The 26,091-nt window shown below is 69.6% G+C and carries 22 protein-coding genes, 1 tRNA gene and 1 pseudogene; 9 read left to right on the forward strand and 15 right to left on the reverse strand.

The window, feature by feature from the left end; translation table 11 throughout:
- Positions 1–15: 15 nt before the first annotated feature.
- The 8 genes and pseudogenes from BLU81_RS35655 to BLU81_RS35690 all read right to left on the reverse strand — a co-directional run bounded on the left by BLU81_RS35655 (position 16) and on the right by BLU81_RS35690 (position 9,639).
- Positions 16–1,440, reverse strand: coding sequence for a calcium-binding protein (locus BLU81_RS35655; RefSeq protein WP_172890682.1), 1,425 nt, complete (start codon positions 1,438–1,440; stop codon positions 16–18).
- Positions 1,437–2,816: a calcium-binding protein gene (locus BLU81_RS35660; RefSeq protein ID WP_092551514.1), complete on the reverse strand. Its 1,380-nt coding sequence runs from the start codon at positions 2,814–2,816 to the stop codon at positions 1,437–1,439. Before BLU81_RS35660 ends, BLU81_RS35655 begins: the two co-directional genes overlap by 4 nt.
- Positions 2,817–2,908: 92 nt before the next feature.
- A complete protein-coding gene (locus tag BLU81_RS35665) occupies positions 2,909–4,444 on the reverse strand; it encodes a beta-N-acetylhexosaminidase (protein ID WP_092551517.1) in 1,536 nt (511 codons plus the stop codon).
- Positions 4,444–5,874 (reverse strand): calcium-binding protein, encoded by a 1,431-nt coding sequence (locus tag BLU81_RS35670; protein ID WP_092551520.1) that lies wholly within the window; start codon positions 5,872–5,874, stop codon positions 4,444–4,446. The genes BLU81_RS35665 and BLU81_RS35670 overlap by 1 nt, the downstream gene beginning before the upstream one ends.
- A gap of 82 nt (positions 5,875–5,956) precedes the next feature.
- Positions 5,957–6,223, reverse strand: a pseudogene (locus BLU81_RS35675) (hypothetical protein); the annotation flags it as partial.
- 44 nt (positions 6,224–6,267) lie between these two features.
- The gene (locus BLU81_RS35680; RefSeq protein WP_092551523.1) at positions 6,268–6,945 is read right to left on the reverse strand and encodes an HNH endonuclease family protein; all 678 of its coding nucleotides are present in this window, start codon (positions 6,943–6,945) and stop codon (positions 6,268–6,270) included.
- A gap of 22 nt (positions 6,946–6,967) precedes the next feature.
- Positions 6,968–8,695 (reverse strand): 2-isopropylmalate synthase, encoded by a 1,728-nt coding sequence (leuA, locus tag BLU81_RS35685; RefSeq protein WP_092551526.1) that lies wholly within the window; start codon positions 8,693–8,695, stop codon positions 6,968–6,970.
- A gap of 188 nt (positions 8,696–8,883) precedes the next feature.
- On the reverse strand, positions 8,884–9,639 hold the full coding sequence (locus BLU81_RS35690) for a hypothetical protein (RefSeq protein ID WP_092551529.1): 756 nt from the start codon (positions 9,637–9,639) through the stop codon (positions 8,884–8,886).
- Between the two features lie 162 nt (positions 9,640–9,801).
- Between BLU81_RS35690 and BLU81_RS35695 the strand changes: the two genes are divergently transcribed.
- Together BLU81_RS35695 and BLU81_RS35700 are read left to right on the forward strand one after the other, a co-directional pair.
- On the forward strand, positions 9,802–11,067 hold the full coding sequence (locus BLU81_RS35695) for an aspartate kinase (RefSeq protein WP_092551532.1): 1,266 nt from the start codon (positions 9,802–9,804) through the stop codon (positions 11,065–11,067).
- Between the two features lie 8 nt (positions 11,068–11,075).
- A complete protein-coding gene (locus BLU81_RS35700; protein ID WP_092551535.1) occupies positions 11,076–12,137 on the forward strand; it encodes an aspartate-semialdehyde dehydrogenase in 1,062 nt (353 codons plus the stop codon).
- Between the two features lie 50 nt (positions 12,138–12,187).
- Here the strand turns inward: BLU81_RS35700 and pyrE are convergent, their stop codons facing one another.
- Positions 12,188–12,715, reverse strand: a complete 528-nt coding sequence (gene pyrE / locus BLU81_RS35705) for an orotate phosphoribosyltransferase (protein WP_092558101.1) — start codon at positions 12,713–12,715, stop codon at positions 12,188–12,190.
- Between the two features lie 142 nt (positions 12,716–12,857).
- Between pyrE and BLU81_RS35710 the strand changes: the two genes are divergently transcribed.
- Positions 12,858–13,154: a hypothetical protein gene (locus BLU81_RS35710; protein ID WP_092551538.1), complete on the forward strand. Its 297-nt coding sequence runs from the start codon at positions 12,858–12,860 to the stop codon at positions 13,152–13,154.
- 179 nt (positions 13,155–13,333) lie between these two features.
- Here BLU81_RS35710 and BLU81_RS35715 read toward each other — a convergent pair.
- Both BLU81_RS35715 and BLU81_RS35720 read right to left on the reverse strand, forming a co-directional pair.
- Positions 13,334–13,410 (reverse strand) — tRNA-Pro (locus tag BLU81_RS35715).
- A 74-nt stretch (positions 13,411–13,484) separates the two neighbouring features.
- Positions 13,485–14,378, reverse strand: a complete 894-nt coding sequence (locus BLU81_RS35720) for a metallophosphoesterase (RefSeq protein ID WP_092551541.1) — start codon at positions 14,376–14,378, stop codon at positions 13,485–13,487.
- Between the two features lie 25 nt (positions 14,379–14,403).
- Between BLU81_RS35720 and BLU81_RS35725 the strand changes: the two genes are divergently transcribed.
- A complete protein-coding gene (locus tag BLU81_RS35725) occupies positions 14,404–14,856 on the forward strand; it encodes a GatB/YqeY domain-containing protein (protein ID WP_092551544.1) in 453 nt (150 codons plus the stop codon).
- 68 nt (positions 14,857–14,924) lie between these two features.
- Here the strand turns inward: BLU81_RS35725 and BLU81_RS35730 are convergent, their stop codons facing one another.
- Positions 14,925–17,339: a transglycosylase domain-containing protein gene (locus BLU81_RS35730; protein ID WP_092551547.1), complete on the reverse strand. Its 2,415-nt coding sequence runs from the start codon at positions 17,337–17,339 to the stop codon at positions 14,925–14,927.
- Between the two features lie 310 nt (positions 17,340–17,649).
- Between BLU81_RS35730 and BLU81_RS35735 the strand changes: the two genes are divergently transcribed.
- Positions 17,650–17,952 (forward strand): WhiB family transcriptional regulator, encoded by a 303-nt coding sequence (locus BLU81_RS35735; RefSeq protein ID WP_041832981.1) that lies wholly within the window; start codon positions 17,650–17,652, stop codon positions 17,950–17,952.
- 18 nt (positions 17,953–17,970) lie between these two features.
- Here the strand turns inward: BLU81_RS35735 and BLU81_RS35740 are convergent, their stop codons facing one another.
- Genes BLU81_RS35740 through BLU81_RS35750 form a run of 3 tightly spaced genes read right to left on the reverse strand, consistent with a single transcriptional unit; the run spans position 17,971 to position 20,841 of the window.
- Positions 17,971–19,113, reverse strand: a complete 1,143-nt coding sequence (locus BLU81_RS35740; RefSeq protein ID WP_092551550.1) for an ArsA family ATPase — start codon at positions 19,111–19,113, stop codon at positions 17,971–17,973.
- 37 nt (positions 19,114–19,150) lie between these two features.
- Complete coding sequence (locus BLU81_RS35745) at positions 19,151–20,101, reverse strand: ArsA-related P-loop ATPase (RefSeq protein ID WP_092551552.1); 951 nt, start codon at positions 20,099–20,101, stop codon at positions 19,151–19,153.
- A 23-nt stretch (positions 20,102–20,124) separates the two neighbouring features.
- On the reverse strand, positions 20,125–20,841 hold the full coding sequence (locus tag BLU81_RS35750) for an Rv0361 family membrane protein (RefSeq protein ID WP_092551555.1): 717 nt from the start codon (positions 20,839–20,841) through the stop codon (positions 20,125–20,127).
- Positions 20,842–20,975: 134 nt separating this feature from the next.
- On the opposite strand from BLU81_RS35750, the gene BLU81_RS35755 reads away from it, so the two are divergent.
- From BLU81_RS35755 to BLU81_RS35770, 4 genes are all read left to right on the forward strand, one after another.
- Positions 20,976–21,134 carry a DUF4177 domain-containing protein gene (locus BLU81_RS35755; protein ID WP_092551558.1) on the forward strand — a complete coding sequence of 53 codons (159 nt, stop codon included), beginning with the start codon at positions 20,976–20,978 and terminating at the stop codon, positions 21,132–21,134.
- Complete coding sequence (locus tag BLU81_RS35760; protein WP_092551561.1) at positions 21,131–21,589, forward strand: RidA family protein; 459 nt, start codon at positions 21,131–21,133, stop codon at positions 21,587–21,589. Before BLU81_RS35755 ends, BLU81_RS35760 begins: the two co-directional genes overlap by 4 nt.
- 95 nt (positions 21,590–21,684) lie before the next feature.
- Positions 21,685–22,491, forward strand: a complete 807-nt coding sequence (locus BLU81_RS35765) for an MBL fold metallo-hydrolase (protein WP_092551564.1) — start codon at positions 21,685–21,687, stop codon at positions 22,489–22,491.
- Entirely contained in the window at positions 22,488–26,084 is a 3,597-nt protein-coding gene (locus BLU81_RS35770; RefSeq protein WP_092551567.1) for an adenylate/guanylate cyclase domain-containing protein, read from the forward strand. Before BLU81_RS35765 ends, BLU81_RS35770 begins: the two co-directional genes overlap by 4 nt.
- The last annotated feature ends 7 nt before the right edge of the window (positions 26,085–26,091 follow it).

Consider the following 26,091-nt stretch of genomic DNA (forward strand, 5'->3'; position numbering starts at 1 on the left):
AGCGGCCTCTCGTGATCAGAAGTAGATGTTCTCGTCGAAGGCGGGCAGGGTGAACTGCTGGGAGTACTCGCTGTTCAACACGGTGTCCTGAGGGTCGGTGCCGGCCAGCGCGTTGTCGTTCCCGGCGCCGCCGTCCAGCAGGTCGACGCTCGCGTCGCTGCTCAGAGTCGGGTGCCCACTGGCCAGCGCGTCGTCGCCGGCCTCGCCGTAGATCCGGTCCGCCCCGTAGTTGCCGACCAGGACGTCGTTGCCGCCACCACCGCGGATGGCGTCGTCACCGGACCAGCCTTCGATCTGGTTGGCGCTGCCGTTGCCGGTGAGCACGTCGGCGAAGTCGGTGCCGATGATGTTCTCGATGTCCGCGCCGACGGTGTCCTTCTCGCCGCGCATCCCGTCGTCACCCTTGGCGCCGTCCAGGTCCACGGTGATCGCGCCCTTGTGACCGGAGTAGCTGACCGTGTCCACGCCGCTGCCGCCGAGGATGACATCGGCGCCGATGCCGCCTTCCATCCGGTCGTTGCCGGTGCCACCGTGGAGCCGGTCGTCGCCGGTGCTGTAGTCACGCAGCCAGTCGTCGCCGCCGTTGCCGACCAGCAGGTCGTCGCCGTTGAAGCCGACCAGCAGGTTGGGCCCGTCGTCACCGTAGATCTTGTCGTTGCCGTCGGTGCCGTAGAAGCTCTCGAGGCCGAGCAGGGTGTCGTGTTCGCCCTTGCGGCCGTCGTCGCGCTTGCCACGGTCGGAGTCGGCGGTGATGCCCCGCTTGCCGCCGTACTCGACGGTGTCGAATCCGGAGCCGCCGGACACCACGTCGGCGTCCGTGGCCTTACCCCGGTCGGCTTGGCCGAATCGGTCGCGGCCGGAGCCGCCGTACTCCTTGTCGTCGCCCTTGCCACCCTCCAGCCAGTCGCCGTCGGCGCCGCCGGAGAGCGAGTCGTTGCCGTCGCCGCCGTACAGCGCGTCGATGCCGCCGAGACCCCAGATCTTGTCCCGGCCGGTGCCGCCGTACAGCTTGTCGCGACCGGAACCGCCCCGGATCGTGTCGTTGCCACTGCCACCGAGCGCGGTCAGCGGGACGGCGGTCCTATTGGTGACCGAGTCGTTCCCGGAACCGAGTTCCACCCGGACCCGGGCGATCGGCTTCGGGTCGGTGCAGGTCACCTTGGTCTTGTCGCCCTTGACAGCGGTGCAGCCTTCGCCGGCCTTGACGGTGACCCGGTCGTCGATGGTGACCTTGTTGCCGGATTTGGTGATCACGATCTTGTTGGTCTTGCCGGATCCGGCTTCGACAACGATCACCGGGCCGAAGATGCCGAAGGTGATGGACGCCCGGCCGGTGGACGCGGCCTGGGCCGGCGCGGCGAGGGCCCCGGCCGCGGCGGTGCCGCTGAGCAGAACCACTCCGGCCCTGGTCAGCCATGTGGTGCGGGACAGTCGGCTCACAGGGTGATCTCGCAGTTCGTCACGCTGTCCTCGGCGTCGAAACCGCACTTGTCGCCTTTGACGTGGGCGCCGCCGTCGAGGACGTCGACCTCCTCGTCGGAGATACCGGCCGCCTGATTGTCACTGAGCAGCGTGTCGTCGCCACCGAGGCCGCGGAGGATGTCAGCACCCTCGCCGCCACCGTTGAGGACGTTGTTCGCGGCGTTGCCGGTGATCGTGTCGCGGCCGTAGCCACCGACGACGTTCTCCACGTCGGCGCCGACGGTGTCGTGCTCGCCCTTGACGCCGTCGTCGCCCTTCGAACCGTCCAGGTCGACGGTGACCGGCTCGTGGTAGCTCCCGTAGTAGGCGGTGTCGACGCCCGAGCCGCCGAGCAGCACGTCAGCGAAGAGGGTCTCGGTGTCGTGGTTGACACCCGGGTCGCCGACCAGCCGGTCGTTGCCCGCGCCGCCGATCAGGGAGTCGTTGCCGCCCTCGCCGTACAGCGTGTCGTTGCCGGCGAGACCGTAGAGCTTGTCGTTACCCGGGCCGCCCTGCAGGACGTTGGCGCCCTTGGTGCCGGTGAGCTTGTCGTTGCCGGAGCCACCGTAGAGGTTCTCGATGTCGGTGGCGATGGTGTCCTTCTCGCCGGCCTGGCCGTCGTCGGCTTTCCCGTCGGCGTCGGCGGTGACCGCCTTCTTGCGCTGGCCGTAGTCGACGGTGTCGATGCCGGCGCCGCCGTAGTAGCGGTCGGCGTAGACGTATCGCCCGGCCAGGAACCTGTCGTTGCCGGCTCCGCCGTGGATGACGTCCTTGCCGAGACCGTCCCAGAGGAAGTCGTCCCCGGCCCCGCCGTAGACCCGGTCCACGCCGGCGCCGTCGTAGAGCATGTCGCTGTCGGCGTTGCCGTAGAGCACGTCCTTGCCGCTGTCACCGGTCAGAGTGTCGCCGCCGGCTCCGCCGTAGAGCTTGTCGTTGCCCGCGCCGCCGGACAGGTAGTCACGGCCGGGGCCGCCGGTCAGGGTGTCGTTGCCGTTCACCCCGGCGACGTTGGAGGTGAGGGCGGTGCGGTTGACGAACACGTCGTCGCGGTCGCCCAGGTTGATGTGGAGCTGGGCCACCCCGGTGCAGGTGACCTTGGTCTTGTCGCCCTTGACCGGCGCGCAGCCGGCGCCGGCCTTCACCGCGACCCGGTCGTCGAAGACGACTTTGCCGCCGGACTGGCTGATCGAGACCCGGTTCACCTTGCCCTTGGCGGCCTTGAAGATCAGGCTTTCGCCGAGCACCGAGACGGTGGCGTCCGAGGCGGCCTGGGCGGGCGCGGCGAACATGCCGACCGCGGTGGTGGTGCCGAGCAGAGTCACGCCGACTCTGGTCAGCCAGGTTCTAGAAGTCATGGCAAACCCCCGTATGGATGAACTTCATGGGCTGTTCCGCGATCCTAGGTGGACAGCGCAACGTTTCGGTCCCGTCCTGTCGTACATAATTTTCAGGACCAGCGGATCTGGGGTGATCGATAGAATCGGACTCCGGCACGTGACCAGCGCGGGCCGTAAGCGCCCAGCCGCTCCCGGAACGACTCCCAGTCGTGCGTCTCGCGCGGCGACCAGCCCAGTTCGGCGATCGCCACCACGCGCGGAAACGCCAGGAACTCCAGGTCGGCGAGGTCACGCAGGGTCTCCGACCAGAGCGGGGCCTCAACCCCCAACACCCTTTCCGCCGGTACGTCGGTGAGCAGCCCCGCCGGGTCCCAGTCATACGAGTCCCGCACCTCGATGGCCCCGGCCCAATCCAGTCCGCCCGGAGTGAGCGGGTCGTACTCCATGTCCAGATAGGTCCGGTTGGCGGGGGAGAGCACCACCTTCGCGCCGGAAGCGGCCACCGCCGGGCTGTTGCGTTCACGGCCCCAGAACTGGATCACCGCCCCGTTCGCGGCGGCTGCCGGGGACTGGGCGATCTCGTGCCAGCCGAACGGGATCTTGCCGTGTCTGCGCACCAGCGGCAGCATCCGGCGCTGGAACGTCAGGTACGCGCCGTGCGGTGTCGACATCGCCTCGTCGCCACCGATGTGCAGGTAGGGCCCGGGTGTCATCTCGGCCAGTTCCCGGATCACGTCCTCGGCGAACCGGTAGGTGACGTCGGAGTCCGCACAGAGCGAGCTGTATCCGACCCGCATGTCGGTCCGGGGCCGCGGGGCGATCCCGTCGCAGGTGAGTTCGGGATAGGCGACCTGGGCCGCGTTCACGTGACCGGGCATGTCGATCTCGGGGACGATCGTGACGAACCGGTCGGCGGCGTACCGCACCAGCTCGCGGTACTCGTCCTTGGTCAGGAACCCGCCACCGGCGCCGCTGACCCCGGTGCCGGGCGCGCCACCGACCTCGGTCAGCCGCGGCCACGAGTCGATCTGGATACGCCAGCCTTGATCGTCACTCAGGTGCAGGTGCAAATAGTTGATCTTGAAGTGGCTGATCTGGTCGATGTAGGCGCGCACCTCGGCCGGCTCGTGGAAGTGCCGGGCCAGGTCCAGCATCGCGCCTCGGTAGGCGTACCGGGGAAAGTCGTTGATCTGCCCGCCCGGAAGAACCCACCGCGGGCCCTCCACCGGCAGCAGCTGACGCAGGGTCTGCACCCCGGCGAACAGTCCGGCCGGTCCGGTGGCGGCCAGTTCGACCCGCTCGGCGCCGATGTCCAGCCGGTAGCCCTCGTCCGGATGCCCCGGCTCCAGGACCAGGGCGATCGCCTGCTCGCCGGTCCCGGTCACCGGAAGGTCGAAGCCGGTGACCGGTCGCAGGACCTCGGCCAGTCGCCCGGCCACGGTGAGCGCCGCACCGGACGCGGTGATCACCGTGTCGGCGCCGATCCGGAAGTTCTCACCCGGCGCCGGAGTGGCGTCGGCGACGGCCGGAAGGACATCGGACAGCGCGATCGCGGTACGCCGGTGCGACGGCCCCGCCGAGGCCGTCGCGGTGACCAGTGGCAGTGCCACCACCAGCGCGACGGCCAGGCGGGCGAGTCGTCGCATCAGCGCTCGCAGTTCACCGCGAGATCCAGCGGGAACACTCGGCAGACGTCTCCGGTCGCGGTGTACTGGGAGCCGCCGTCCAGCAGGTCCGACTGGTCACCGGCGGTGTCCTGCCCGCTCAGGTCGTCGTCGCCGTCCTCACCGTAGAGGAGATCGGCGCCACCCAGACCGGCGATCACGTCGTCGCCGGCGCCGCCCCAGATCTGGTTGACCGAGTCGTTGCCGGTCAGCCGGTCGGCCTGGATGGTGCCGACGATGTTCTCCACGTCGGCGCCGACGGTGTCACCCTCGCCGGCCCGGCCGTCGTCACCGACCTCGCCGTCCAGGTCGACGGTCACCGGGGTGCGAACCCGGTTGGTGTAGACGACGGTGTCCACGCCGGGGCCGCCGCGCACCACGTCGGCCGCGATCGGATCGATCACCGTCGGGCCGTCGTCACCCGACTCGCTCTCGCCGATGTCGGGGTTCAGCAGGTCGTCGCCGCTACCACCGTCGAGCAGGTCCGTGCCGCCGTGACCCCGGAGTTCGTCGTCGCCACCGCCGCCGAAGAGGTGGTCCGCGCCGGAGTCGCCGGTGAGGAAGTTCGCCCGGCCGTCGCCGGTCAGGATGTCGTCGCCCAAGCCGCCGTGCAGGCCCTCCACGGTGGTGGTGATGGTGTCGCGCTCACCCTTCTCGCCGTCGTCGGCCTTGCCGTCCAGATCAGCGACGATCGGCTTCCGGCGCTCCCAGTAGACGACGGTGTCCCTGGTGCCCGACCCGCCGTCGATCAGGTCGCTGCCGGTGCCGCCGTCCATCCAGTCGTCGCCGCCGTTGCCGTAGAGCCGGTCCGCGGCGGAACCACCGTTGAGGGTGTCGTTGCCGGAACCGCCGTACAGCACGTCCCGGCCGGTGGCGCCGCCGTACAGATTGTCCACCCCGGTACCGCCGGACAGCACGTCGTTGCCGCTGTCGCCGATAAGGCTGTCGTTGCCGCCGTTACCCCAGATCCGGTCGTTGCCGGAACCGCCCCACAGCTCGTCCGTGCTGCTGCCACCGGCGATCGCGTCGTTGCCGGAACCGCCGTACACCCGGGTCCTCAGGGCGGTGCGGTTGGTGAAGGAGTCGTTGCCGTCGTACAGGTACACCTCGACCATCGAGTTCAGGTCGACGTGGGAGCAGCGGACCTTGGTGCTGTCGCCCTTGACCGCCTTGCAGCCTTTGCCGGCCTTCAGCCGGACCCGGTCGTCGAAGGTGACCGTGCTACCGGACCGGGTGACGACCAGCTTGTTCTTGGTCTTCGCCGCGGCGGTGAACCGGAGTGTGCCGATGCCGTTCGGTGCGCTCACCACACCGGTTGCGGCGGCCTGGGCCGGCGCGGTGATGACACCCGCGCCGAGCACACCGGTGAGCAGGATCAATCCGGAGCGAACCGCTCGGGACGTTGGTCTCATGTAGAGCCTCCCCGTGAACGGCGGATGAATTCCCGCCGACGCGGATACTAGACCGTCTCGACGTCCCGCGCGGTCCCGGTGATCAACCCTCCGGTCGATGGAGCAGCCCGACCGCGAGCGTGTGCACCGCGTCGAGGTCGGTGGGGTCGGCCAGTTTCACCCGGCCACCGGTCACCACGTACCACTCCTCGGCCTCTTTGTACTGCACCCGCACCACCGCCTCGCCGTCGGCGAACTCGGTGCGCAGGGTCAGTTCGCCGGTGACGACGCCGACCTCGTCGGTCATCACGCCACCCGGGCCGGGCACGATGTCGGTGGTCCGGCCCGGCACCTCGGCCGCCGGGGCGGTCTCGGGCGGCGGAGTGGTCTCGGGCGGCTGCTCCACATCTGTCATCAGCAGGTCCTCAGCATCTCCTCGAGCGCGGACTTCTCCTTCTCGGTGACCGTGAGTTTCCAGTAGCTCTTCACCTCAATCCAGTCCCCGGCGTATACGCACCAGGCGGACTGCGCCGGCGGCTTCCAGGTCGAGGGGTCCTGGTCACCCTTGGAACGGTTCGAGGCGGCCGAGACGGCGAAGAGCTGCGGTCGGTCCAGGTCGTTGGCGAAGTCGCCACGCTTGTCGTCATCCCACTTGGCGGCACCGGAACGCCAGGCGGCGGCCAGCGGCACCATGTGATCGATGTCGACCTTCGTCGGGGCGTCGATCACTTTCTCATCGTAGAAGCTGTTCCAGGTGCCCGCGACGACATTGCATCCGGAGAACTTGACCTGCTCTCCGTCGCGCTTCAGCACGGTGTCACGCACGTCGCAGTTCGACCCGGCGCTGCGCCAGTGCGGGAACTTCTCCCGGCTGTAGCCGGTCATCTTGCCCTCGGCGGCGATGGTCAGGGCGTCGAGCTTCGCCTGGGCGGCATCGGAATCGGTGCCGGAACCGGGCTTGCCGGTCGAGGTGCTCTCCGGCTGGAGGCCGGGCTCGGAGGAGGTGACCTCGCAACCGGCGGAGGTGATGAGTGTCAGCAGGGCGGTGGCGATGAGAACTGAGCTACGTGGGGGCACATAGCCCAGTCTCATACCGGATCTTGAGGAGCGCCAATCAGGCGGCGCGGTTGATCGCGCTAGTCACCGCTTTGATGGACGCGCTGACGATGTTCGCGTCGATACCGACACCCCAGAGCACCGCGTCGCCGACCTCGACCTCGACGTACGCCGCGGCCTGCGCGTCACCGCCGGAGGTCAGCGCGTGCTCGGTGTAGTCCAGCACCCGGGCCTTGATCCCCAGCGGAGCAACGGCCTGCGTGAACGCGTCGATCGGGCCGTTGCCGACACCGGTCAGCGAACGCCGCTCGGGGCCGAGCGCCACCTGCGCGTCGATCTCCACCTTGCCGTCCACAGTGGCCGTGCTGTAACCCGTCACCCGGATCGTCGGGTCGGCCTGGTGGTCGACCAGGTACTCGGCCGCGAAGTAGTCCCACATCTGCTGCGGGGAGACCTCGCCACCGTCGGTGTCGGTGTGCTGCTGCACCACACCGGAAAACTCGATCTGCAGCCGCCGCGGCAGGTCCAGCTTGTGCTCTTCCTTCATGATGTACGCCACGCCGCCCTTGCCCGACTGCGAGTTGACCCGGATGACCGCCTCGTAGGTGCGGCCCACATCCTTCGGGTCGATCGGCAGGTAGGGCACACCCCAGGTGAAGTCGTCGATCGCGGTGCCCGCGGCGTCGGCGTCGGCCTGCAGCGCCACGAAACCCTTCTTGATCGCGTCCTGGTGCGAGCCGGAGAACGCGGTGTAGACCAGGTCGCCCGCGTACGGGTGCCGCTCGTGCACCGGCAGCTGGTTGCAGTACTCGACGGTGCGCTTGACCTCGTCGACGTTCGAGAAGTCCACCTGCGGGTCGATGCCCTGGGAGAACAGGTTCAGCCCCAGCGTCACCAGGTCCACGTTGCCGGTGCGCTCGCCGTTGCCGAACAGGCAGCCCTCGATCCGGTCGGCTCCGGCCAGCAGGCCCAGCTCGGCGGCCGCGACCGCGGTGCCCCGGTCGTTGTGCGGGTGCAGGCTCAGGATGACGCTGTCCCGGCGGGGCAGGTTGCGGTGCATCCATTCGATCGAGTCGGCGTAGACGTTCGGCGTCGCCATCTCCACGGTGGCCGGCAGGTTGATGATCAGCGGGCGGTCCGGCGTCGGGTCGATCACGTCGATCACCGCCGTGCAGATCTCCAGCGCGTACTCCAGCTCGGTGCCGGTGTAGGACTCCGGCGAGTACTCGTAGAAGATCTCGGTGTCCGGGGTGTGGATCTCCGCATACTTCTGGCAGAGCCGCGCGCCGGTCGTCGCGATGTCGGTGATGCCGTCCTTGTCCAGGCCGAACACCACCCGCCGCTGCAGCGTCGAGGTCGAGTTGTAGAAGTGCACGATCGCGCGCTTGGCGCCACGGATCGACTCGAACGTCCGGTCGATCAGGTGCTCCCGGCACTGCACCAGCACCTGGATCGTGACGTCGTCCGGGATCAGGTCCTGCTCGATCAGCTGCCGGACGAAGTCGAAGTCGGTCTGGCTCGCCGCCGGGAAACCGACCTCGATCTCCTTGTAACCCATCTTCACCAGCAGCAGGAACATCCGCCGCTTGCGTTCGGGCGACATCGGGTCGATCAGGGCCTGATTACCGTCGCGCAGGTCGACCGCGCACCAGCGGGGAGCCGTCTCGGTCACCCGGGCGGGCCACTGCCGATCGGTCAGGTCGACGGCGAAGTGCTTCTGGAACGACTCGTACCGCTGGAAGGGCATGCCGCTGGCGCGCTGAGTGTCAAAAGATGAAGTGGACATGTGACTGCTCCAGTCAGGAGAAAGACGAGCAGGCGGCGTGCATCAACTCCGCGACGAGGTGCCGACCTGGAATGGGGCCTCGTCGCGGCAGCGAAGGAGAAGGTTCACGTGCCACATGTCGCCAGTCACGTTACGTCAAGCTTTTGTGATCGGCGAACAGATCGCCCGGATCGTGGGACACCGAACGGTCACGCGGACGGGACCACCCCGGTCGGCTGGGCCGTCATGCCCATCGGCTGGCCGGCCACTTCCGGGCCGGGCAGCTGCAGGGTCGCCGGGCCCTCGACCTGCCGGACCAGGGTCAGCGTGCCGAAGTCGACCCGGGCCGCGGTCAGCAGGCCGTCCGGGGCGTAGCAGTAGATGCCCACGTCGATCGGCGCGTCCAGCGAGGCGGTCACCGAGTCGACCGAGTAACAGGTGCCCTGGGCACCCTCCAGCGGCTGGACCGCGGAGACCGCGAGCGGCTGTTTCTGATCGGTGAGGACCTTCAGCCACTGCCGGAACAGGCGCTGGACCCGGGGGTCGTACTTGCGGGGCACCCGGTCGCCCTTCTCGGCCACCCGGACACACGTCGAGCTGACCGGCTGGGCCGGAGTGGAGAGTGTGCACTGGTAGACGCCGGCCGCCACCCGGATGACCGTGACACCGGCCGTGCCGCCGAGCGCGCCGCCCGGGATGTCGACCCGCCAGGTGCCGTCCGCGGCGACCGCGGCCACCACCTCGCGGGCCGGGCCGCTGCCGTCGGTGAGTGAGTAGAGGGCCGCGTACCGGCGGTCCATGGCGAGGGCGGCCAGGCCGGCCAGTTCGTCACGGGCGCCCGGTTCGGGGCCGGTGACCGGGGCGGGGGCGGACGAGGCGGGGGCGGCGTCCGGCGTGTCGCCGTCGCCACAGCCGGTCAGGCCGACCGCGAGCAGCACGACGGTCAGCGCGGAGGGAATGCGCATCGCGACATTCTCACCCCATATCCTGCCCAGCCCTCGGTACGGCGCATCGGCGACTGTCGGCGTGTCGCGCCGCCGTGGCCGGAATCTGGGATCACATGTCGAGGCCAGGGCCGGGCGAAGCTAGTGTGGTTCCGGTTGCCGAGTTCGGAGGAATGATTCGTCGTGGCACTTGTGGTGCAGAAGTACGGTGGCTCGTCCGTCGCGAACGCCGAGCGCATCAAGCGGGTGGCGGAGCGCATCGTGGCCGCCCGTAAGGCCGGTGACGACGTCGTGGTCGTCGTCTCGGCGATGGGGGACACCACCGACGAGCTGATGGACCTCGCCAATCAGGTCAGCCCGCTGCCGCCCGGCCGGGAGCTGGACATGCTGCTCACCTCGGGCGAGCGGATCTCGATGGCGCTGCTGGCCATGGCGATCCACAACCTGGGCTACGAGGCGCGGTCCTACACCGGTTCGCAGGCCGGCGTGCTGACCACTTCGGCGCACGGCAAGGCCCGCATCATCGACGTGACTCCCGGCCGCCTGCGGACCGCGCTGGACGAGGGCGCCATCGCCATCGTCGCCGGTTTTCAGGGCGTCTCGCAGGACACCAAGGACATCACCACGCTCGGCCGCGGTGGTTCGGACACCACGGCTGTCGCTCTGGCCGCGGCCCTGCACGCGGACGTCTGCGAGATCTACACCGACGTGGACGGCGTCTTCACCGCGGACCCGCGGATCGTGCCGGACGCCAAGCACATCAAGAAGATCACGTACGAGGAGATGCTCGACCTCGCGGCCGGCGGGGCGAAGGTGCTGATGTTGCGATGCGTGGAGTACGCGCGCCGTTTCAACGTGCCGATCCACGTACGCTCTTCGTACTCGAACAAAGAAGGCACGCTGGTTACCGGTTCGATGGAGGACCCTGACGTGGAGAACGCACTGATCACCGGGGTCGCGCACGAGCGCAGCGATGCCAAGATCACGATCGTCGGCGTGCCCGACGAGCCCGGCTCGGCCGGCCGCATCTTCGAGACGGTCGCCAAGGCCGAGATCAACATCGACATGATCGTGCAGAACGTGTCGACCGAGGGCACCGGCCGCACCGACATCTCGTTCACGCTGCCGAAGGCCGACGGCACGACCGCGATGACCGCGCTCGACAAGATCAAGGACCAGATCAAGTTCAAGGGCCTGCTCTTCGACGACCACATCGGCAAGGTCTCGCTGATCGGCGCCGGCATGCGCTCGCACCCGGGTGTCGCCGCGTCCTTCTTCGCCTGCATCGGTGAGGCCGGCGTGAACATCGAGATGATCTCCACCTCGGAGATCCGGGTCTCGGTCGTCTGCCGGGACACCGACCTCGACACCGCGGTCCGCGCGGTGCACGCCCAGTTCGAACTGGGTGGCTCCGAGGAGGCCGTCGTCTACGGCGGTACCGGCCGGTAATCCGCCCGATGGCGCAGCCCACGCTCGCCGTCGTCGGAGCGACCGGCTCCGTCGGTTCCGTCATGCTCGAACTGCTCTCGGCCCGGCGCAACCACTGGGGCGAGATCCGGCTCCTCGCCTCGGCCCGGTCCGTGGGCAAGTCGCTGACCTGTCGCGGTGAGCGTCTCGACGTGGCCGAGTTGACCGCTGAGGCGTTCGACGGCGTCGACGTCGCGATGTTCAACGTGCCGGACGCGGTCGCCGAGCACTGGGCACCGATCGCGGTCTCCCGTGGGGTGACCGTGGTGGACAACTCGGCGGCGTTCCGGATGCGCCCGGAAGTGCCGCTGGTCGTGCCCGAGGTCAACCGGGAGGCGGTCCGGTCCCGGCCGATCGGCATCGTCTCCAGCGCCAACTCCGCCACCGCGTCGATGATCGTCGCGGTGGCGCCGCTGCACGACGAGTTCGGGCTCCGTGAGCTGGTCCTGGCCTCCTACCAGTCGGCCTCCGGTGCCGGTCAGCTCGGTGTGGACACACTGCACGACCAGCTCACCAAGGTCGCCGGTGACCGTCTGCTCGGCTCTCGCACCGGCAACGTGCGCCAGGCCGTCGGCGACGATCTGGGCCCCTTCCCGGCCCCGCTGGCCCTCAACGTGGTGCCCTGGGCCGGAGATCTGGCGGACCTCGGCTGGTCCTCGGAGGAGATCGAGCTCCGCAACGAGTCGCGCAAGATCCTGGGCCTGCCGGCCCTGAAGGTCTCCGCCACCTGTGTACGGGTACCGGTGGTCACCGGCCACTCCATCGCCGTGCACGCGGTCTTCGCCTCCGAAGTGACCGCCGACGGCGCCCGTCAGGTGCTGCGCAACGCCCCGGGCGTGATCCTGGTCGACGATCCGGAGTCGGGCGAGTTCCCGATGCCGATCGACGCGGTCGGCACCGACCCGTCCTGGGTGGGCCGCATCCGCCGGGCGATGGACGATCCGCGGGCGCTGTCGCTCTTCATCACCGGCGACAACATGCGCAAGGGCGCGGCTCTCAACACGGTCCAGATCGCCGAGCTGATCGCCGCCGAGATCGCGAAACGCGCCTAGGCCGGACCGGACCGCGCTGGAGAGCACGGCCCGGCCGGTTCATCGAAAGGTCAGGCCGCGGCGTCGAGCTCGGCCCGGGTCAGCAGGGCGCGCAGGGTGATGCCCTCGGCGGCGAGCGCCTGGGAGCCGCCCTCCTGCCGGTCGATGACACAGAGCGCGTGGTCCACATGGGCACCCAGCTTGCGCAGGTCGTTGGTGGAGAGCACCACCTGGCCGCCGGAGGTGACCACGTCCTCCACGATCAGGACCCGGCGGCCGGCCACTTCGGCACCTTCGGCGAGGCGGGCGGTGCCGTACTGCTTGGCCTGCTTACGGACGAACGCGGTGGGCAGTTTCGCGTGCCGGGCCAGGGCGGTCACCACGGCGATGCCGCCCATCTCCAGGCCGGCGAGCACTTCGGTGCCCTCCGGGATGAGGACGGCGAGGCGCTCGGCGAGCTGGTCGAGCAGTACCGGGTCGGCCTCGAACTGGTATTTGTCGAAGTACTCGGTGGCGGTCCGGCCGGAGCGGAGGGTGAACTCGCCGGTGAGGCGGCTTACGCTGCGGACCTGGCGGGCGAGGTCGATGGAGTCAGTCACAAGGTCCCAGTTTGTCAGGCCGGAGAACGGGCCGCCGCTCACGGTCACCCGATGGCGTACTTGATCTCCTCCCCGAGGCAACGTATGCCTTTTTAGGGTAATTTTCGCCTAATTAGTGGCTTGCGCCCGGAAGGATAGATCTGTGACGCCCTTCGCGATGCTCTTCCTGCTCGCCCTCGCCGGCTCCTCCTGCTTCGCCCTCGGCCGGGCGATGGGCCGTGGCGACCGCTACGAACGCGGCTACCGCGAGGGCTTCCGCGACGGTGAGACCGGTTCCCTGGCCCGCGCCACCCGGCTCATGCAACTGTCGGAGCGGCCGTCCATCGCCCCCGCTGTCGAGTCGATGCTGGGCCCGTACGCGGTCCCGCAGCAGGTGGCACCCCGCACGGTCGGCCCCACGGTGAGCGGCGTCCCGGGATCCGTGCAGTTGGCCCTCTGAGCCGAGAAGTCCTCGGCCGGCCGGCTGGGGAGAAAGCTCTCCCGATCATCTTCGGGAGAGCTGCGCTGTAATCAGGCCCGAGAAACGCTGTAGCCAGACTCGAGAAACGCTGTAACAGGCCCGAGAAACAGATCAGGGCCGAATCCCCGTTTCCGGAGACCGGCCCTACTCTGCTGCAATGGTCGGGGTGGCGGGATTTGAACCCACGGCCTCTACGTCCCGAACGTAGCGCGCTACCAAACTGCGCCACACCCCGTCGCTGCGAGATAAATACTAGCGGGTCCCCCGCCACCCTCCACAACCGGTATCCCTAAAGAGTAAAACCGCAGGTCAACGCGGAATCAGGGTCAGCAGCGAGGCCTCCGGACGACAGGCGAAACGGATCGGGGCGGTGGGATGAGTGCCCAGTCCGGCGGAGACGTGCAGCCAGGCGTCCGAACCGGGCCAGCGGTGCAGACCCTTGGCCATCGAGGTGGGCAGGTCGCAGTTGGTGGTGAGCGCCCCGTAGAGCGGTACGCACACCTGGCCGCCATGGGTGTGACCGGCCAGCATCAGGGCGAACCCGTCGTCGGCCATCGGGCCGAGCACCCGGGAGGCGGGCGTGTGGGTGACACCGATGTGCAGGTCGGCACCGGCGCTGACCGGACCGGCCACGGACGGGTAGTCGTCGCGCTCGATGTGCGGGTCGTCGACACCGGCCAGCTCGATCGAGCGGCCCCCGGCCTTGATGGTGACGCGGGCGTTGTTCAGGTCGGCCCAGCCGGCGTCGGTGAAGGCCTCCCGTAGTTCCTCGGCGGGCAGGTCGACACCCTGCACGTACTCCCGGTCGGGCAGTAGGTATTGCAGTGGGTTCTTCCAGACCGGGCCGCGGTAGTCGTTGGAACCGAAGACGAACGCGCCGGGCACTGCCAGCAGCGGGTCGAGGGCACGCAGCACACCGGGCACCGCATCCGGGTCGGCCATGTTGTCGCCGGTCACCACGACCAGGTCGGGGTCGGCGCCGATGAGCGCGGCCACCCAGTCCTGCTTGCGCCGCTGGCCGGGCATCATGTGCAGGTCGCTCAGGTGCAGGATGCGCAGGGGCTCCGCGTCCGGTTCGAGGACCGGGACGTCGAAGCGCCGGAGGGTGAACATGTTGCGCTCGAGAAGGGCGGAATAGGCGAGCGTGGCGCCGCCGACAGCGGTCAGAGCGGCGGCGGCCGTAATAAAGGAGCGCTTACGCATGCCCGCAAGGGTAGTTTCTCCCACCATGGGAACGTTGAAAGACCGCCTGAACGATGACCTGCACACCGCGATGAAGTCCCGGGACGACCTGATCACCTCGACGCTGCGGATGGTGCTGTCCGCGGTGCGGACCGCCGAGGTCGCCGGCAAGCAGGCTCGGGAGCTCTCCGACGCGGAGGTGCTGGCGGTGTTGGCCAAGGAGACGAAGAAGCGCCGGGAGGCCGCGACCGCCTTCGCCGACGCGGGCCGGGCCGAGCAGGCGGCGAAGGAGACGGCCGAGGGCGAGATCCTCGACCGTTACCTGCCGAAGCAGCTCACCGACGCGGAGATCGCCGACGTGGTGACGCAGGCGCTGGCCGCCGGCGGCTTCAGTGGCAAGGGGCAGATGGGCCCGGCGATGAAGGCGGCCCAGGCCGCGGCGGCGGGCCGTGCGGACGGCGGCCGGGTCGCCGCCGAGGTGCGGCGTCAGCTGGCCTGAGAGCACCCCTGAACGACGAAACGGCCGGGAGAGTGACTCTCTCTCCCGGCCGTTTCGGTGTCCCGCGACTAGTTACGTCGTGGTGGGGTGCTGTTGTCCGGGCCGGGGCCGCCCGGCTCCTCGTCCTTCTTGCCGCTGCTGATCTCCAGAACGACCACGCCGTTCTTGATCGTGCGGCCGGACGGGTTGGTGCCGGCGACCGTTCCGACGGGGCAGTCGGAGGCGATCTCGGAGCCACGCGAGACCGAGAAGCCGGCGTCCTCCAGGCGGTTCGTGGCCGAGGAGACCGAGTCGCACGTCACGTCGGGGATCGAGCGCTGCTCGCCGTACGCGATCTTGGTGCTGCTCGGCTTCTTGAACTGGACCCGGTCCTTGCCCTCCATGTAGTTGGCGACCGTGTACTGCACCGCGGGGTTGATGACGTCGTGGTCCATCTGGTCCCGGTGCTCCGGGTAGTCCGGGTTGGCCATGTAACCGGCGACGACGATCTTCGTGGTGCCGACGATCAGCGAGGCGGTCTTGGACCCGTCGGTGGTGCCGGACTTGCCGAAGACCGGGTGCTTGACGATGCCCTTGGTCGGGCCGGCCGTGGCGCCGTTGCAGCTGCCCAGCTGGGCCGAGTCGCCGACCGGGCACCGGGCCGCGTCCAGGGCGGCGCGGGCCACGTCCTTGGTGGTGGCCTGGATGCAGTGCGGCTTGCCGATGTCGATCTTCTCGCCCTCCTGCGTGGTGATCTGCTCCACCGGGGTGGGCACGCAGTACTTGCCGTCGCCGGCCAGGGTCGCGTAAGCGTTCGCCATGTCCAGCGGGGTCGAGGCGGTGACGCCGAGGGAGAACGCGCCCCACTCCTTGACGCCGCCTTCCACGGTGGTCATCTCGGCGTCCTTCGGCTGGCGGAACTGGACGCCGAAGCGCTTGGCCACCGCGACGACCTTGTCCGTCCCGACCCTCTCCTGGAGCGGGATGAAGTACGTGTTGATCGACTTCGCGAAGGCCGACCACATCGTGTAGAGGCCCTCACCACCGCCGCCGGAGTTCTTCGGGCAGTAGTAACCACCACCGCAGGCCGCCGGTGAACTCGGTGAGATCCGATACCCGGACTTGTACTGCTTCTGCGCGGCGATCGGATAGGCGAGTGGGTACCCGGCTTCCAGTGCGGCGATGATCGGGAAGATCTTGAACACGGAGCCGGCCTGGTAACCGGTGATGTCGCCGCCACCGGTGAGCAGTGGGTTGGTCGTGTAGGGGTGGGTGCCCCGGATCTTCTTGGCGGCCTTCTTCGGGTCCGACGAGATCTCGTTCTTCGGGTTGTCCGGGTCGTCCAGCTTGTACTTGCGGTTCGTGGCGAGCAGCCGGACCTTGCCGGTGCCGGGCTCGATGCCGGCCAGCAGCAGCGCGTTCTGGCTGGAGTCGGACTGGCGGTCGGTGATCTGCTTGCGTGCACCGGACTGGCCCTTGATGTCCAGCGTGGTGACGATCCGGTAGCCACCGCTCTTCAGGCGGCGCTCCCGGTCGTACGTCGTCGCGCCGAACGCCTCCTGGCTCTTCCACCAGCGGTCGAAGTAGTCGCAGAAGAAGCCCCAGTGGTTCCGGGCGACCCAGGCGCAGCCCCGGCCGATCTGCTTGACCTTGGTCGGGATCTTTTCCTTCTTGGCCTTCTCGGCCTGATCCGCAGTGATCACGCCCATCGAGAGCATGGCCGGGATGATGTAGTTGTCGCGACGGTCGGTGATCTGCTCCAGACCACTCGGCACCGTCGGGTTGAAGCTGCTCGGAGCCTTCACCATGCCGGCCAGCATCGAGGCCTCGCCGATGGTCAGGTCCTTGGGCTTCTTGTTGAAGTAGACCTGGCTGGCCGCGAAGACGCCGTACGCCTGGTTGCCGAAGGGCGCGATGTTGAGGTAGCGCTCGAGAATCTGATCCTTGCCGATCTGCTTCTCGATCTGGAGCGCGTACTTCATCTCGTTGATCTTGCGCTTCGGGCTGTCCTCGGTCGCGGCGATGACCTCCTGCGGGTTCGTGGCCGAGTAGGCCAGCGACATCCGCACGTACTGCATGGTCAGCGTCGAGGCGCCCTGCTGTGCACCGCCCTGGTTGTTGCTGACGAACGCGCGGGCGACACCCTTGAGGTCGACACCGTTGTGTTCGCGGAACTTGCGGTCCTCGGCGGCCAGGATCGCGTTCTGCATGTGCGGCGAGATGTCTTTCAGCGGGACGTCACTACGGAACTCGTCGTAGAACACCGCGATCTGCGTCTTGCCGTCGGACGCATAGGCCCGTGTGATCTGTGGGGAACTGAACTCCTTGAGCTCACTGGGCAGATTCGCGAACGTCTTACCGCCCGCCTTGGCTGCCAGTCCGGTCATGGCTGCGGCTGGGAAGGCGGCGGCCGCCACGACGACGCCCGCCAGCAGGCCACAAACCAGTAGCGAGGTGGCGTTCGTGAAGATGTTGTGGTCGCGTCTGCGAAACCAGGAGGTCACCCGAGCAGGGTACGCGACGCGCGCACACGTATGCCCGCCGAGAAGGGCTCTCTCGCCCGTTGTGAGTGTGGCCTGTCACCCCTGATGGCGGAGCGATTTTCGGCTTCTGCACCAAAGATACCCCCGTTCGGCCGGTGTTCCTCGGGCGCTATGCCCGGAACTACCGGCCTATACGTATTTGAGGGACAACGTTGCGTAATCACCCAACTACAGAGCATGATGGTCCCGCGAGACACGGACGCCGGGACAGGCCTGGGGGAACAGGAAAGCCGCCGGCGTCAGGGGGTGACAGCAAGGGGGGACGTTTACCGTGGGGATGATCAGCGACTGGCCCAGTATGGCGGCGTGTCAGAGTGGCGACCCTGACGCGTTGTTCGTGCAGGGCGCCGAGCAGAACGTGGCAAAGAGGATCTGCCGCAGCTGCCCGGTCCGCTACGAGTGCCTCGCCGACGCCCTGGACAACCGCATCGAGTTCGGCGTCTGGGGAGGCATGACGGAACGGGAGAGGCGCGCACTTCTGCGCCGTCACCCGCATGTGGCGAGCTGGCGGAAGATGTTCGAGGCCGCACTGCGGGAGAAGGGCGCCGACAAGGTGCTCGTCTCCACCCGCTGATCAGGCACCGCCCGCCCATCAGGCGAGCAGTGCTCCGATCGTTCGCAGCCCGTCGACGTCATGGACGTCGGCGGGCTGTGCCGCGATCGAGGCGGCCGGCACCGCCGGGAAGGCTTCGGTGAAACCGGCCGCGACCGCGGTCTCCCGCTCGCCCAGCCGCAGCAGCGCCGCGTGGATCCGCAGCACCTCCGCGGTGACCTGCTGGTCACCCTCCTGCTCCAGCCGGTCCGCCGCCGCCTCGGCGTCCGCCGCGGACAACCCGGCCGACTCGGTGCTGTGCATCCGGTTGAGCACCAGCCCGCCGAGCGGCATTCGTTCGGCCACCAGCCGCTCCGCGAAATAGGCGGCCTCCCGGATCGCGTCCCGCTCGGGCGCGGCGACCAGCAGGAACGCGGTCTGCGGGTCCTGCAGGATCTGGTACGTCAGATCGGCGCGCTGCCGGAAGCCGCCGAACATCGAGTCCAGCGCCGCCACGAAGCCGGACAGATCGGTGAGCAACTGGGCGCCCAGCACCTTCTGCACGGTTTTCGAGAACAGCCCGAACGACGCGGTCACCAGGCTGAACACGCTCCGGCCGCCGGTCCGCGCGGGAGCCAGGAACATCCGCAGCATCCGGCCGTCGAGGAACCTGGACAGCCGGGCCGGCGCGTCCAGGAAGTCGAGCGCGGACCGGGACGGCGGAGTGTCGACCACGATCAGGTCCCACTCGCCGCCGGCCCGGAGCTGGCCCAGCTTCTCCATCGCCATGTACTCCTGCGTGCCCGAGAAGGTCGAGCTCATGGCCTGGTAGAACGGGTTGGCGAAGATCTCGGCGGCACGTTTCGGGGTGGTGTGCTGCTCGACCACCTCGTCGAAGGTGCGCTTCATGTCCAGCATCATGGCGTGCAACTCGCCGCCGCTGGCCTCCACGTCGATGCCTTTGACCTGGCGAGGAGTGTTGTCCAGCTCGGTCAGGCCCATCGACTGGGCCAGCCGCCGGGCCGGGTCGATGGTGAGCACGACCGTGCGACGCCCGTGCACCTCGGCGGCCCGCAGCCCGAGAGCCGCGGCCGTGGTCGTCTTGCCGACCCCACCCGCTCCGCAGCAGACCACGATGCGGATGGCCGGGTCGGCCAGGAGAGCGTCGATGTCGAGCCGGGGAGCTGTCACGTCAGCCACCATTTCAGGGTAGTGCGTCTTGATCGGACATTCCCTTCGATCAAGCTTGCATCAGCCGGACGGCGAGGTCACCGAGGCTCTCTCGGTCGACGCCGTCCGGCAACAGCGGCAGCTCGATCAGGGGGCGGCCCAGTTCGGCCAGTTCCACTCGCAGTGACTCCTCCAGCTCACGCCGGGTCAGATGCGCCTGCGCCTCGGCGGTCAGCTGGTTCACCGTCGCGGTGCCGGCGGGCAGCCCGGCGGCGGTCAGCCCCCGCTTGATCTCGGCCTTGGTGACCCGCCCACCGGCCAGCAATGGGGGCCGGGCGCCGTTCACCACGACTCGGCCGACCGGGATGTTCAGCCCGGACAGCTCGGTGATCGCGTCAAGCGTCTCCTGGACCGGCATCTCCTCCAGCAGCGTCACCACGTGCACGGCCGTCATCGGCGAGCGCAGCAGGGACGCCACCCCCTCGCTCTGCGTCTTGATCGGCCCGACCTTGACCAGCTTGCGGGTTTCCTCGGTGACGTTGAGGAACCGGCCCACCCGGCCGGTCGGCGGCGCGTCCAGCACCACCGCGTCGTAGACCCGGCGGCCGTCCTTCGAGCGGGTGGTGGCCTCTTTCACCTTGCCGGTGAGCAGCACGTCGCGCAGTCCCGGGGCGATCGTGGTGGCGAAGTCGATGGCCCCGACCTTGCGCAGCGCCCGCCCGGCCACGCCGAGCTTGTAGAACATGTCCAGGTACTCGAGGAGAGCCTCCTCGGGATCCACCGCCAGCGCGCGGACCTCACCGCCGCCGGTGGTGGTCACGACTCTCCGCTCGGCGTAGGGCAGTGGCTCCAGGCCGAACAACTGGGCGATGCCCTGCCGGCCCTCCACCTCGACGAGCAGGGTGCGCCGGCCCCCGGCCGCGAGACCGAGCGCCAAGGCGGCTGCCACGGTGCTCTTGCCGGTGCCGCCCTTGCCGGTCACCACGTGCAGCCGCTCCGGCCAGTTGCGGTGTTCGCCCATACGTTCCACGTTACGGGCACGCGTCAGCCGGAGACCTCGCACACCAGCCAGCCGGTCTTTCGGACGACCGTGAAACGTAGGTCCTGAGCGGCGGTTTTCTCGTCCGCGGTCGACATGATGACGCGTACATCGACTCGGGCGCGTTCTTCGTCACTGTCGGCCAGAGCCGGGTCGTCCCAGCGGAAGACCGGATCCTCATACCCGTCCGCGTACGCGGAGATCTGCTTCACCCGGGTGGCAAGTTTTCCCTCGTCCCGGGATTTGCTGCAGACCAGATCACGGGCGGCGGTGGCGTCCTGCTGGGTGTAGACCGCCGTCAGGAACCGGTTGACGGCGGTCGCCGGATCCGGTGAGCCAGGGCTGTCGGCGTCCCGGAGCAGGAAATATGCCGAGACGGCCCCGCCGCCGCAGAGCGCCAGGGTGGCGACCAGGGCCATCGACAGGAAGATCGTCGAGCGCCGCCGCGGCTCACCGGTCACCGGGGCCGGACCGCTGGACGGCGGCCCCATCCAGATCGGGTCCCCGGCCGGCGGGGCCTGCTGATAGGTCTCCGCGCGCCACGGCACGGCCGGTATCTGCTGGGTGGCCGACATCACCTCCGGCGGCACCACCGGATGCTCGGCGGTGTCGAAGTCGGCCGGCTGGCCACCGGCGGCCGGCGGCTGCATCTTCATGCGCAGCGCCTGGACATGCGGCGGTTCCGGCAGCCCGTCCGGGCCGTTCCATCCGTGGTGTGTCATGCCATCCTCCACTCAGTCGCCCTAAGTGTTGGTATGTGTGCGCTAAGTACACATTTCCCGCTCAGCCTAACCAACCTGCCACTCGTCCGGGTCCTAAGCTGTTGCGCGTATCCGACGTGAGGAGATCGTCAGCCATGCAGAAGTGGGAGTACGTGACCGTGCCCCTGCTGGTCCACGCGACCAAGCAGATCCTCGACAACTGGGGCGACGACGGCTGGGAGCTCGTCCAGGTCGTCCCGGGACCGAACGGCCCCGAGCAGCTTGTCGCCTACCTGAAGCGGCCGAAGGCGTGACAGCGCCCGCCGAGAAGCTCGCCGAGCTGGGCATCACCCTGCCCGCCGTGGTACCGCCGGTGGCGTCCTACCTGCCCGCCGTGCAGTCCGGCAACTACGTCTACGTCTCCGGTCAGCTGCCGTTCGTGGACGGCAAGCTGCCGCAGACCGGCAAGGTCGGCGCCGAGGTCACCGCCGAGGACGCGGCCGCTCAGGCCCGGACCTGCGCGATCAACGCGCTGGCCGCGATCGACGCCCTGGTCGGCCTCGACCGGGTCGTGAAGATCGTGAAGGTGACCGGGTTCGTCGCCTCGGCGCCCGGGTTCACCGGCCAGCCCGCGGTGATCAACGGCGCGTCCGATCTGTTCGCCGCGGTGCTGGGTGAGCAGGGACGGCACGCCCGCAGTGCGGTCGGTGTCGCTGAGCTGCCGCTGGGTGCTCCGGTCGAGGTCGAGGTCATCGCCGAAGTAGCGTGATCTTGCGGTGGTTCGGCAGTATTTGCTCACCGATGGTGACCGGATCGGACATCGTGTCTCGGTCAACGGTGCCGGCCCGACGTACGATTCGGGTCATGGGGGGTGCTGAGCCCGAGTCGGCTGAGGTCGACCGGCTACCGGGTTGGGTGACGTTGCTACTGGCGCCCAACCCGGGGCCGATGACGCTGGATGGCACCAACACGTGGCTGTTGCGGGCGCCCGGCTCGCCGCGGGCGACCGTGATCGACCCGGGGCCACTGGACGAGGGCCATCTGCGCCGGATCGCCGGCCACGATGGGATCGAGCGTATTTTGATCACCCACGGTCATCATGATCACGTCGAGGGTGCCGCCCGGCTGTCCGAGTTGCTCGGCGGCGTTCCGGTGCGGGCCGGCTCGCCGGTGCACTGCCTCGGGGATGAGCCGTTCGTTCCGGGGGAGTCCCTGGATGGGAACGGGTTGGAAATACGCGTGCTGGAGACTCCTGGTCACACCAGCGACTCGGTGTCCTTCGTCGTCGAGTGCGGAAACGAACGAGCCATGTTCACCGGTGACACCATGCTCGGCCGCGGGACCACGGTGGTGGCCCCGCCGGACGGCGATCTCGGGGACTACCTCCGCAGTCTGGAGTTGCTCAGCGCGTACCCGCAGATCGTGATGTTGCCCGGTCACGGACCGGCCCGCAGCGACACCGCCGAGCGTGCCCGGTTCTATCTGGGGCATCGCCGGCAACGGCTGGCGCAGGTGGCCACCGCGATGGCAGCCGGTGCCGAGACGCCCGCGGCGGTCGTCGACCTGGTCTACCCGGACCTCGACCCGGCGTTGCGGTTCGCCGCCGAATGGTCCGCGGCGGCCCAGATCGAATACCTGCGTCCGGAGAACAACCAGGAGAAGAAGCCGTGACCTGCCCGGTCTGCGGGACCGTCCCGGTCCCCGGCGCCCGTTTCTGCCACCACTGCGGTGCCGCCCTGCCGTCCGCGGCCCTGCTCCCGGCCGCCGAGCGGCGCATCGTCACAGTGCTCTTCGGTGACCTCTCCGACTTCACCTCGTTCTCCGAGGACCTCGACCCGGAACGGGTCGGCGCGGTCACCGACCGGGTGCTGGCGTCCCTGGCCGGAGCGGTGAAGACGTTCGGCGGGCACGTCGACAAACTGACCGGCGACGGCATCATGGCGGTCTTCGGCGCGCCGGTGGCCCACGAGGACGACGCCGAGCGAGCCGTCCGAGCCGCGCTGAGCATGCAGCGCGCGGTCCGCCGGGTGCTCGACGACGAGCGCGGCGGCGGCGCCCCGCTCGGGCTGCGGGTCGGGTTGAACACCGGCGAGGTGATCGCCGGTATGCAGGCCGGCATCGAATACACCGTCATCGGCGACACCGTGAACACCGCGGCCCGGCTGGCCGACGCCGCTGCCGTCGGGACGGTCTACGCCGGCGAGCGGACCAGCGGCGGCACCCGGCACGTGGCCTCCTGGCGGCAACTGCGCCCGCTGCGGCTCAAGGGCAAACGCGAGCCGGTGCCCGCCTACGAACTGCTCGGCCTGCACGATGCCCCCGGCACCCGCTCCGGCCTGGGCGACGAAGCGCCGTACGTGGGCCGGGAATCCGAACTGGGCCGGTTCTCCGGCCGGCTGGCCGAGGCGATCGACACCGGCACCCCGAAGATCCTGGTGATGACCGCGGAGGCGGGCATCGGCAAGTCCCGGTTCGCCGGCGAGGTCAAGCGCCTGGCCGCCGACTACTCCGGGCACGGCGCCCGGGTGCTGCGGGTGCGCTGCCGGGCCTTCGGCGAGCGCCGCCGTTACGCCCCGCTCGCCGACATCGTCCGCAAGGCCGCCGCCCTGCCCAAGGACGTCACCGTCTCGGTCGCCCGCACCGTCGTCGAGGAGCGCCTCCGCAAACTCGCCGGCCGGCTGAACGCCACCTTCGACAGCGACCGCCTCCTGGCCCTGCTCGGTTACAGCGACGCCCCGGACCGCGCGGTCGGCCCGGCCGCCCCCGCCGACCGGCCCGGCAGTGGCCGGCGCATCGACGCCGAAGCCATCGCCGAAGCCGTCGCCCAGCTGCTCAACGCGCTCGCCGCCGAGGAACCGCTGGTGGTGATCGTGGACGACCTGCACGACGCCACCGACACCACGCTCGACGCCATCGGGCGCACCCTCAGCCTGCTGGAGGGCCCGGTCGTCGCGCTGCTGCTCGGCCGGCCGGAACTGGTGCGCTCCGGGGCGATGAGCCGGCTCGCCGACGCCGAGGTGCACGCCCTGCCGCCGCTGCGCGGTGCCGACGCCTCCCGGCTGCTCACCTCGTACCTGCACGGCGGAAAACTGCCCCCGGCCGACAGCGACCGGCTGCTCGCCAACGCCCAGGGCAACCCGTTCTACCTGGCCGAGATGGTCACCCTGCTGCTGGAGCGGGGTGCGCTCACCCCGGCGGTCGGCGCCCACGCGGTCGGCCGGTGGCAGCTCGCCGCCGGTTCCCTCGGCAGCCGCCTGCTCTCCCGCGACCTGGCCGCCGTTCTGGCCGCCCGCATCGACGCGCTGTCGCCCGAGCCCCGCTCGGTGCTGCGGGACGCCTCAGTGGCCGGGACGACCGTGCCCAGCGGGGTGCTGGAGGCGCTTCAGGAACGCCGGGCGGCCGCCGACACCCGGGCCGGTGTGGTCGTCGTGGTCGAACTGGACCGCGCCGTCGACGAACTGCTGCAACGCCGGATGCTGCACCGCTCCCGGGGCGGTTTCCGGTTCACCACCCCGCTGATGCGGGAGGCCGCCTACGCCGGGATCGGCAAGGGCGACCTGGCCGAACGGCACGCCTACCTGGCCGGGTGGGCCGCGCCGGAGACGGTCGACCGGCCCGGGCACGACGGCGCGGTCCGGCTCAACCTGACCGACGGCGAGCGGGACGTGTTCGTCGCCATGCACGCCGAGACCGCGATCGAGCTGGCCGACGCGGTCCGCCTGCGACCGGACGCGGTGGCCCGCGAGGTGGCCCCGCTCGGCGTCTCGGCACTCGGCCGGATGGCCCGGCGCGCCCTGGCCGACATCGAGCCGGCCGCCGCCATCGAGTACGCCGACCGCGCTACCGCCCTGGCCAAGGGTGATCTGCCGCTGCCCGACCAACTCGTGCTGGCCCGCGCCCAGTTGCGTCTCGGCCGGGCCGACGAGGCGCTGGCCCTGGGCGAGAAGATCTCGGCCGGTTCCGCCGACGAGCCGGTGTGCCGGGCCGAGGCGCTGATCGTGGTGGGCCGGGCCCACGAGGCTCTCGGTGACTCCGGGCGGGCCGTCGCGGCCTGGCAGGAGGCCCTGGAGGTGGCCACCGAGGCGCAGTTGCTGCCGGAGCGGGCGAACGCGATGCGCCGCCTCGGCATGGCTGACTTCCTCAACGGCCGACTGAGCCAGGCGAGCAGCCGGTTCGCTGCTGCCTACCAGGTCACGCTCGCCGCCGGGGACCGGCACGGGCAGGCCTGGGCGCTGCAGAACCTGGCCTGGGTGACCACCACGCGCGGCGACTTCGCCGGTACCGACGCGGTGCTGGGCCGGGCCGCGCGGCTCTTCGCCGAGCTGGGCGATCCGGTCGGGCGGGCCTGGCTGCGCGGCACCACGGCGTTCGCCCGGCTGCTGGCCGGCCGGCTTCAGGAGGCGCGGCGGCTGGCCCGGCTCTTCCTGCCGTTCGGGGACCGGGTCGGTGAGGGCTGGGCGGTCGGCACGCTGCGGGTCGTCGAGGCCTACGCCGCCGCTGAGATGGGCGACCTCGGTGCGGCCGACGGGCAGGCGCGCCGGGCGTACGGCGAGTTCCTGAACGTCAACGACGACTGGGGCTGCGGCCTGGCCATGGTGGTGCGGGGTGCCACCGCCCGCGGGCTGAACGAGCCGGACCACGCGTACGACCTGCTCACCGACGCGCTGGCCTACGCCGATCGCACCGGGCATCCGCTGCTGCTCGGGATGGCCGGGACGCTGCGCGGGTTCGTCGCCCTGCAGCGCGGCGACCTGGAGACCGCGGAGGCTGACGCCCGCCGGGTGATGACCTCGGTCGAACCGCACAACCCGATGGCGCCGGCTCAGGTCGGCCCGCGGGTGCTGCTGGCCGAGGCCCGGATCCGGGCCGGTGACGCGGCGACCGCGATCGGGTTGCTCGCACCGATCGCCACCGAGAACGCGACGCCGTCGCTGCTGTTCTCGCGTCGGCACGTGCTGGCGTCGTACGCGTCGGCTCTTCTCGCCGACGGCCGGGTCGAGTCAGCGGTCGCGTGGATCGACCGGGCCGGTGCGGCACCGGCCGAGGACGTCCGCAGCAGCGTGATCTCGGCAATGGTCCGGGCCCGGGTGCTGGCCGCCGCGGACCGTTGCGAGGAGGCCTACGCGTCGGCTGAGGAAGCGATCCGACTGGCCTATTCGACCGAGCAGGCCAGCGAGCGAGCGTCCGCCGAAGAGCTGCGGGAGACCCTCTCGGCGACCGTCGTCGACGAAACTGTCGCGTACGCGTCTGACGTGCCCGGATGATCTTTCA

The sequence above is a fragment of the Actinoplanes derwentensis genome, assembly GCF_900104725.1.
GTDB classification, from domain to species: Bacteria; Actinomycetota; Actinomycetes; order Mycobacteriales; family Micromonosporaceae; genus Actinoplanes; species Actinoplanes derwentensis.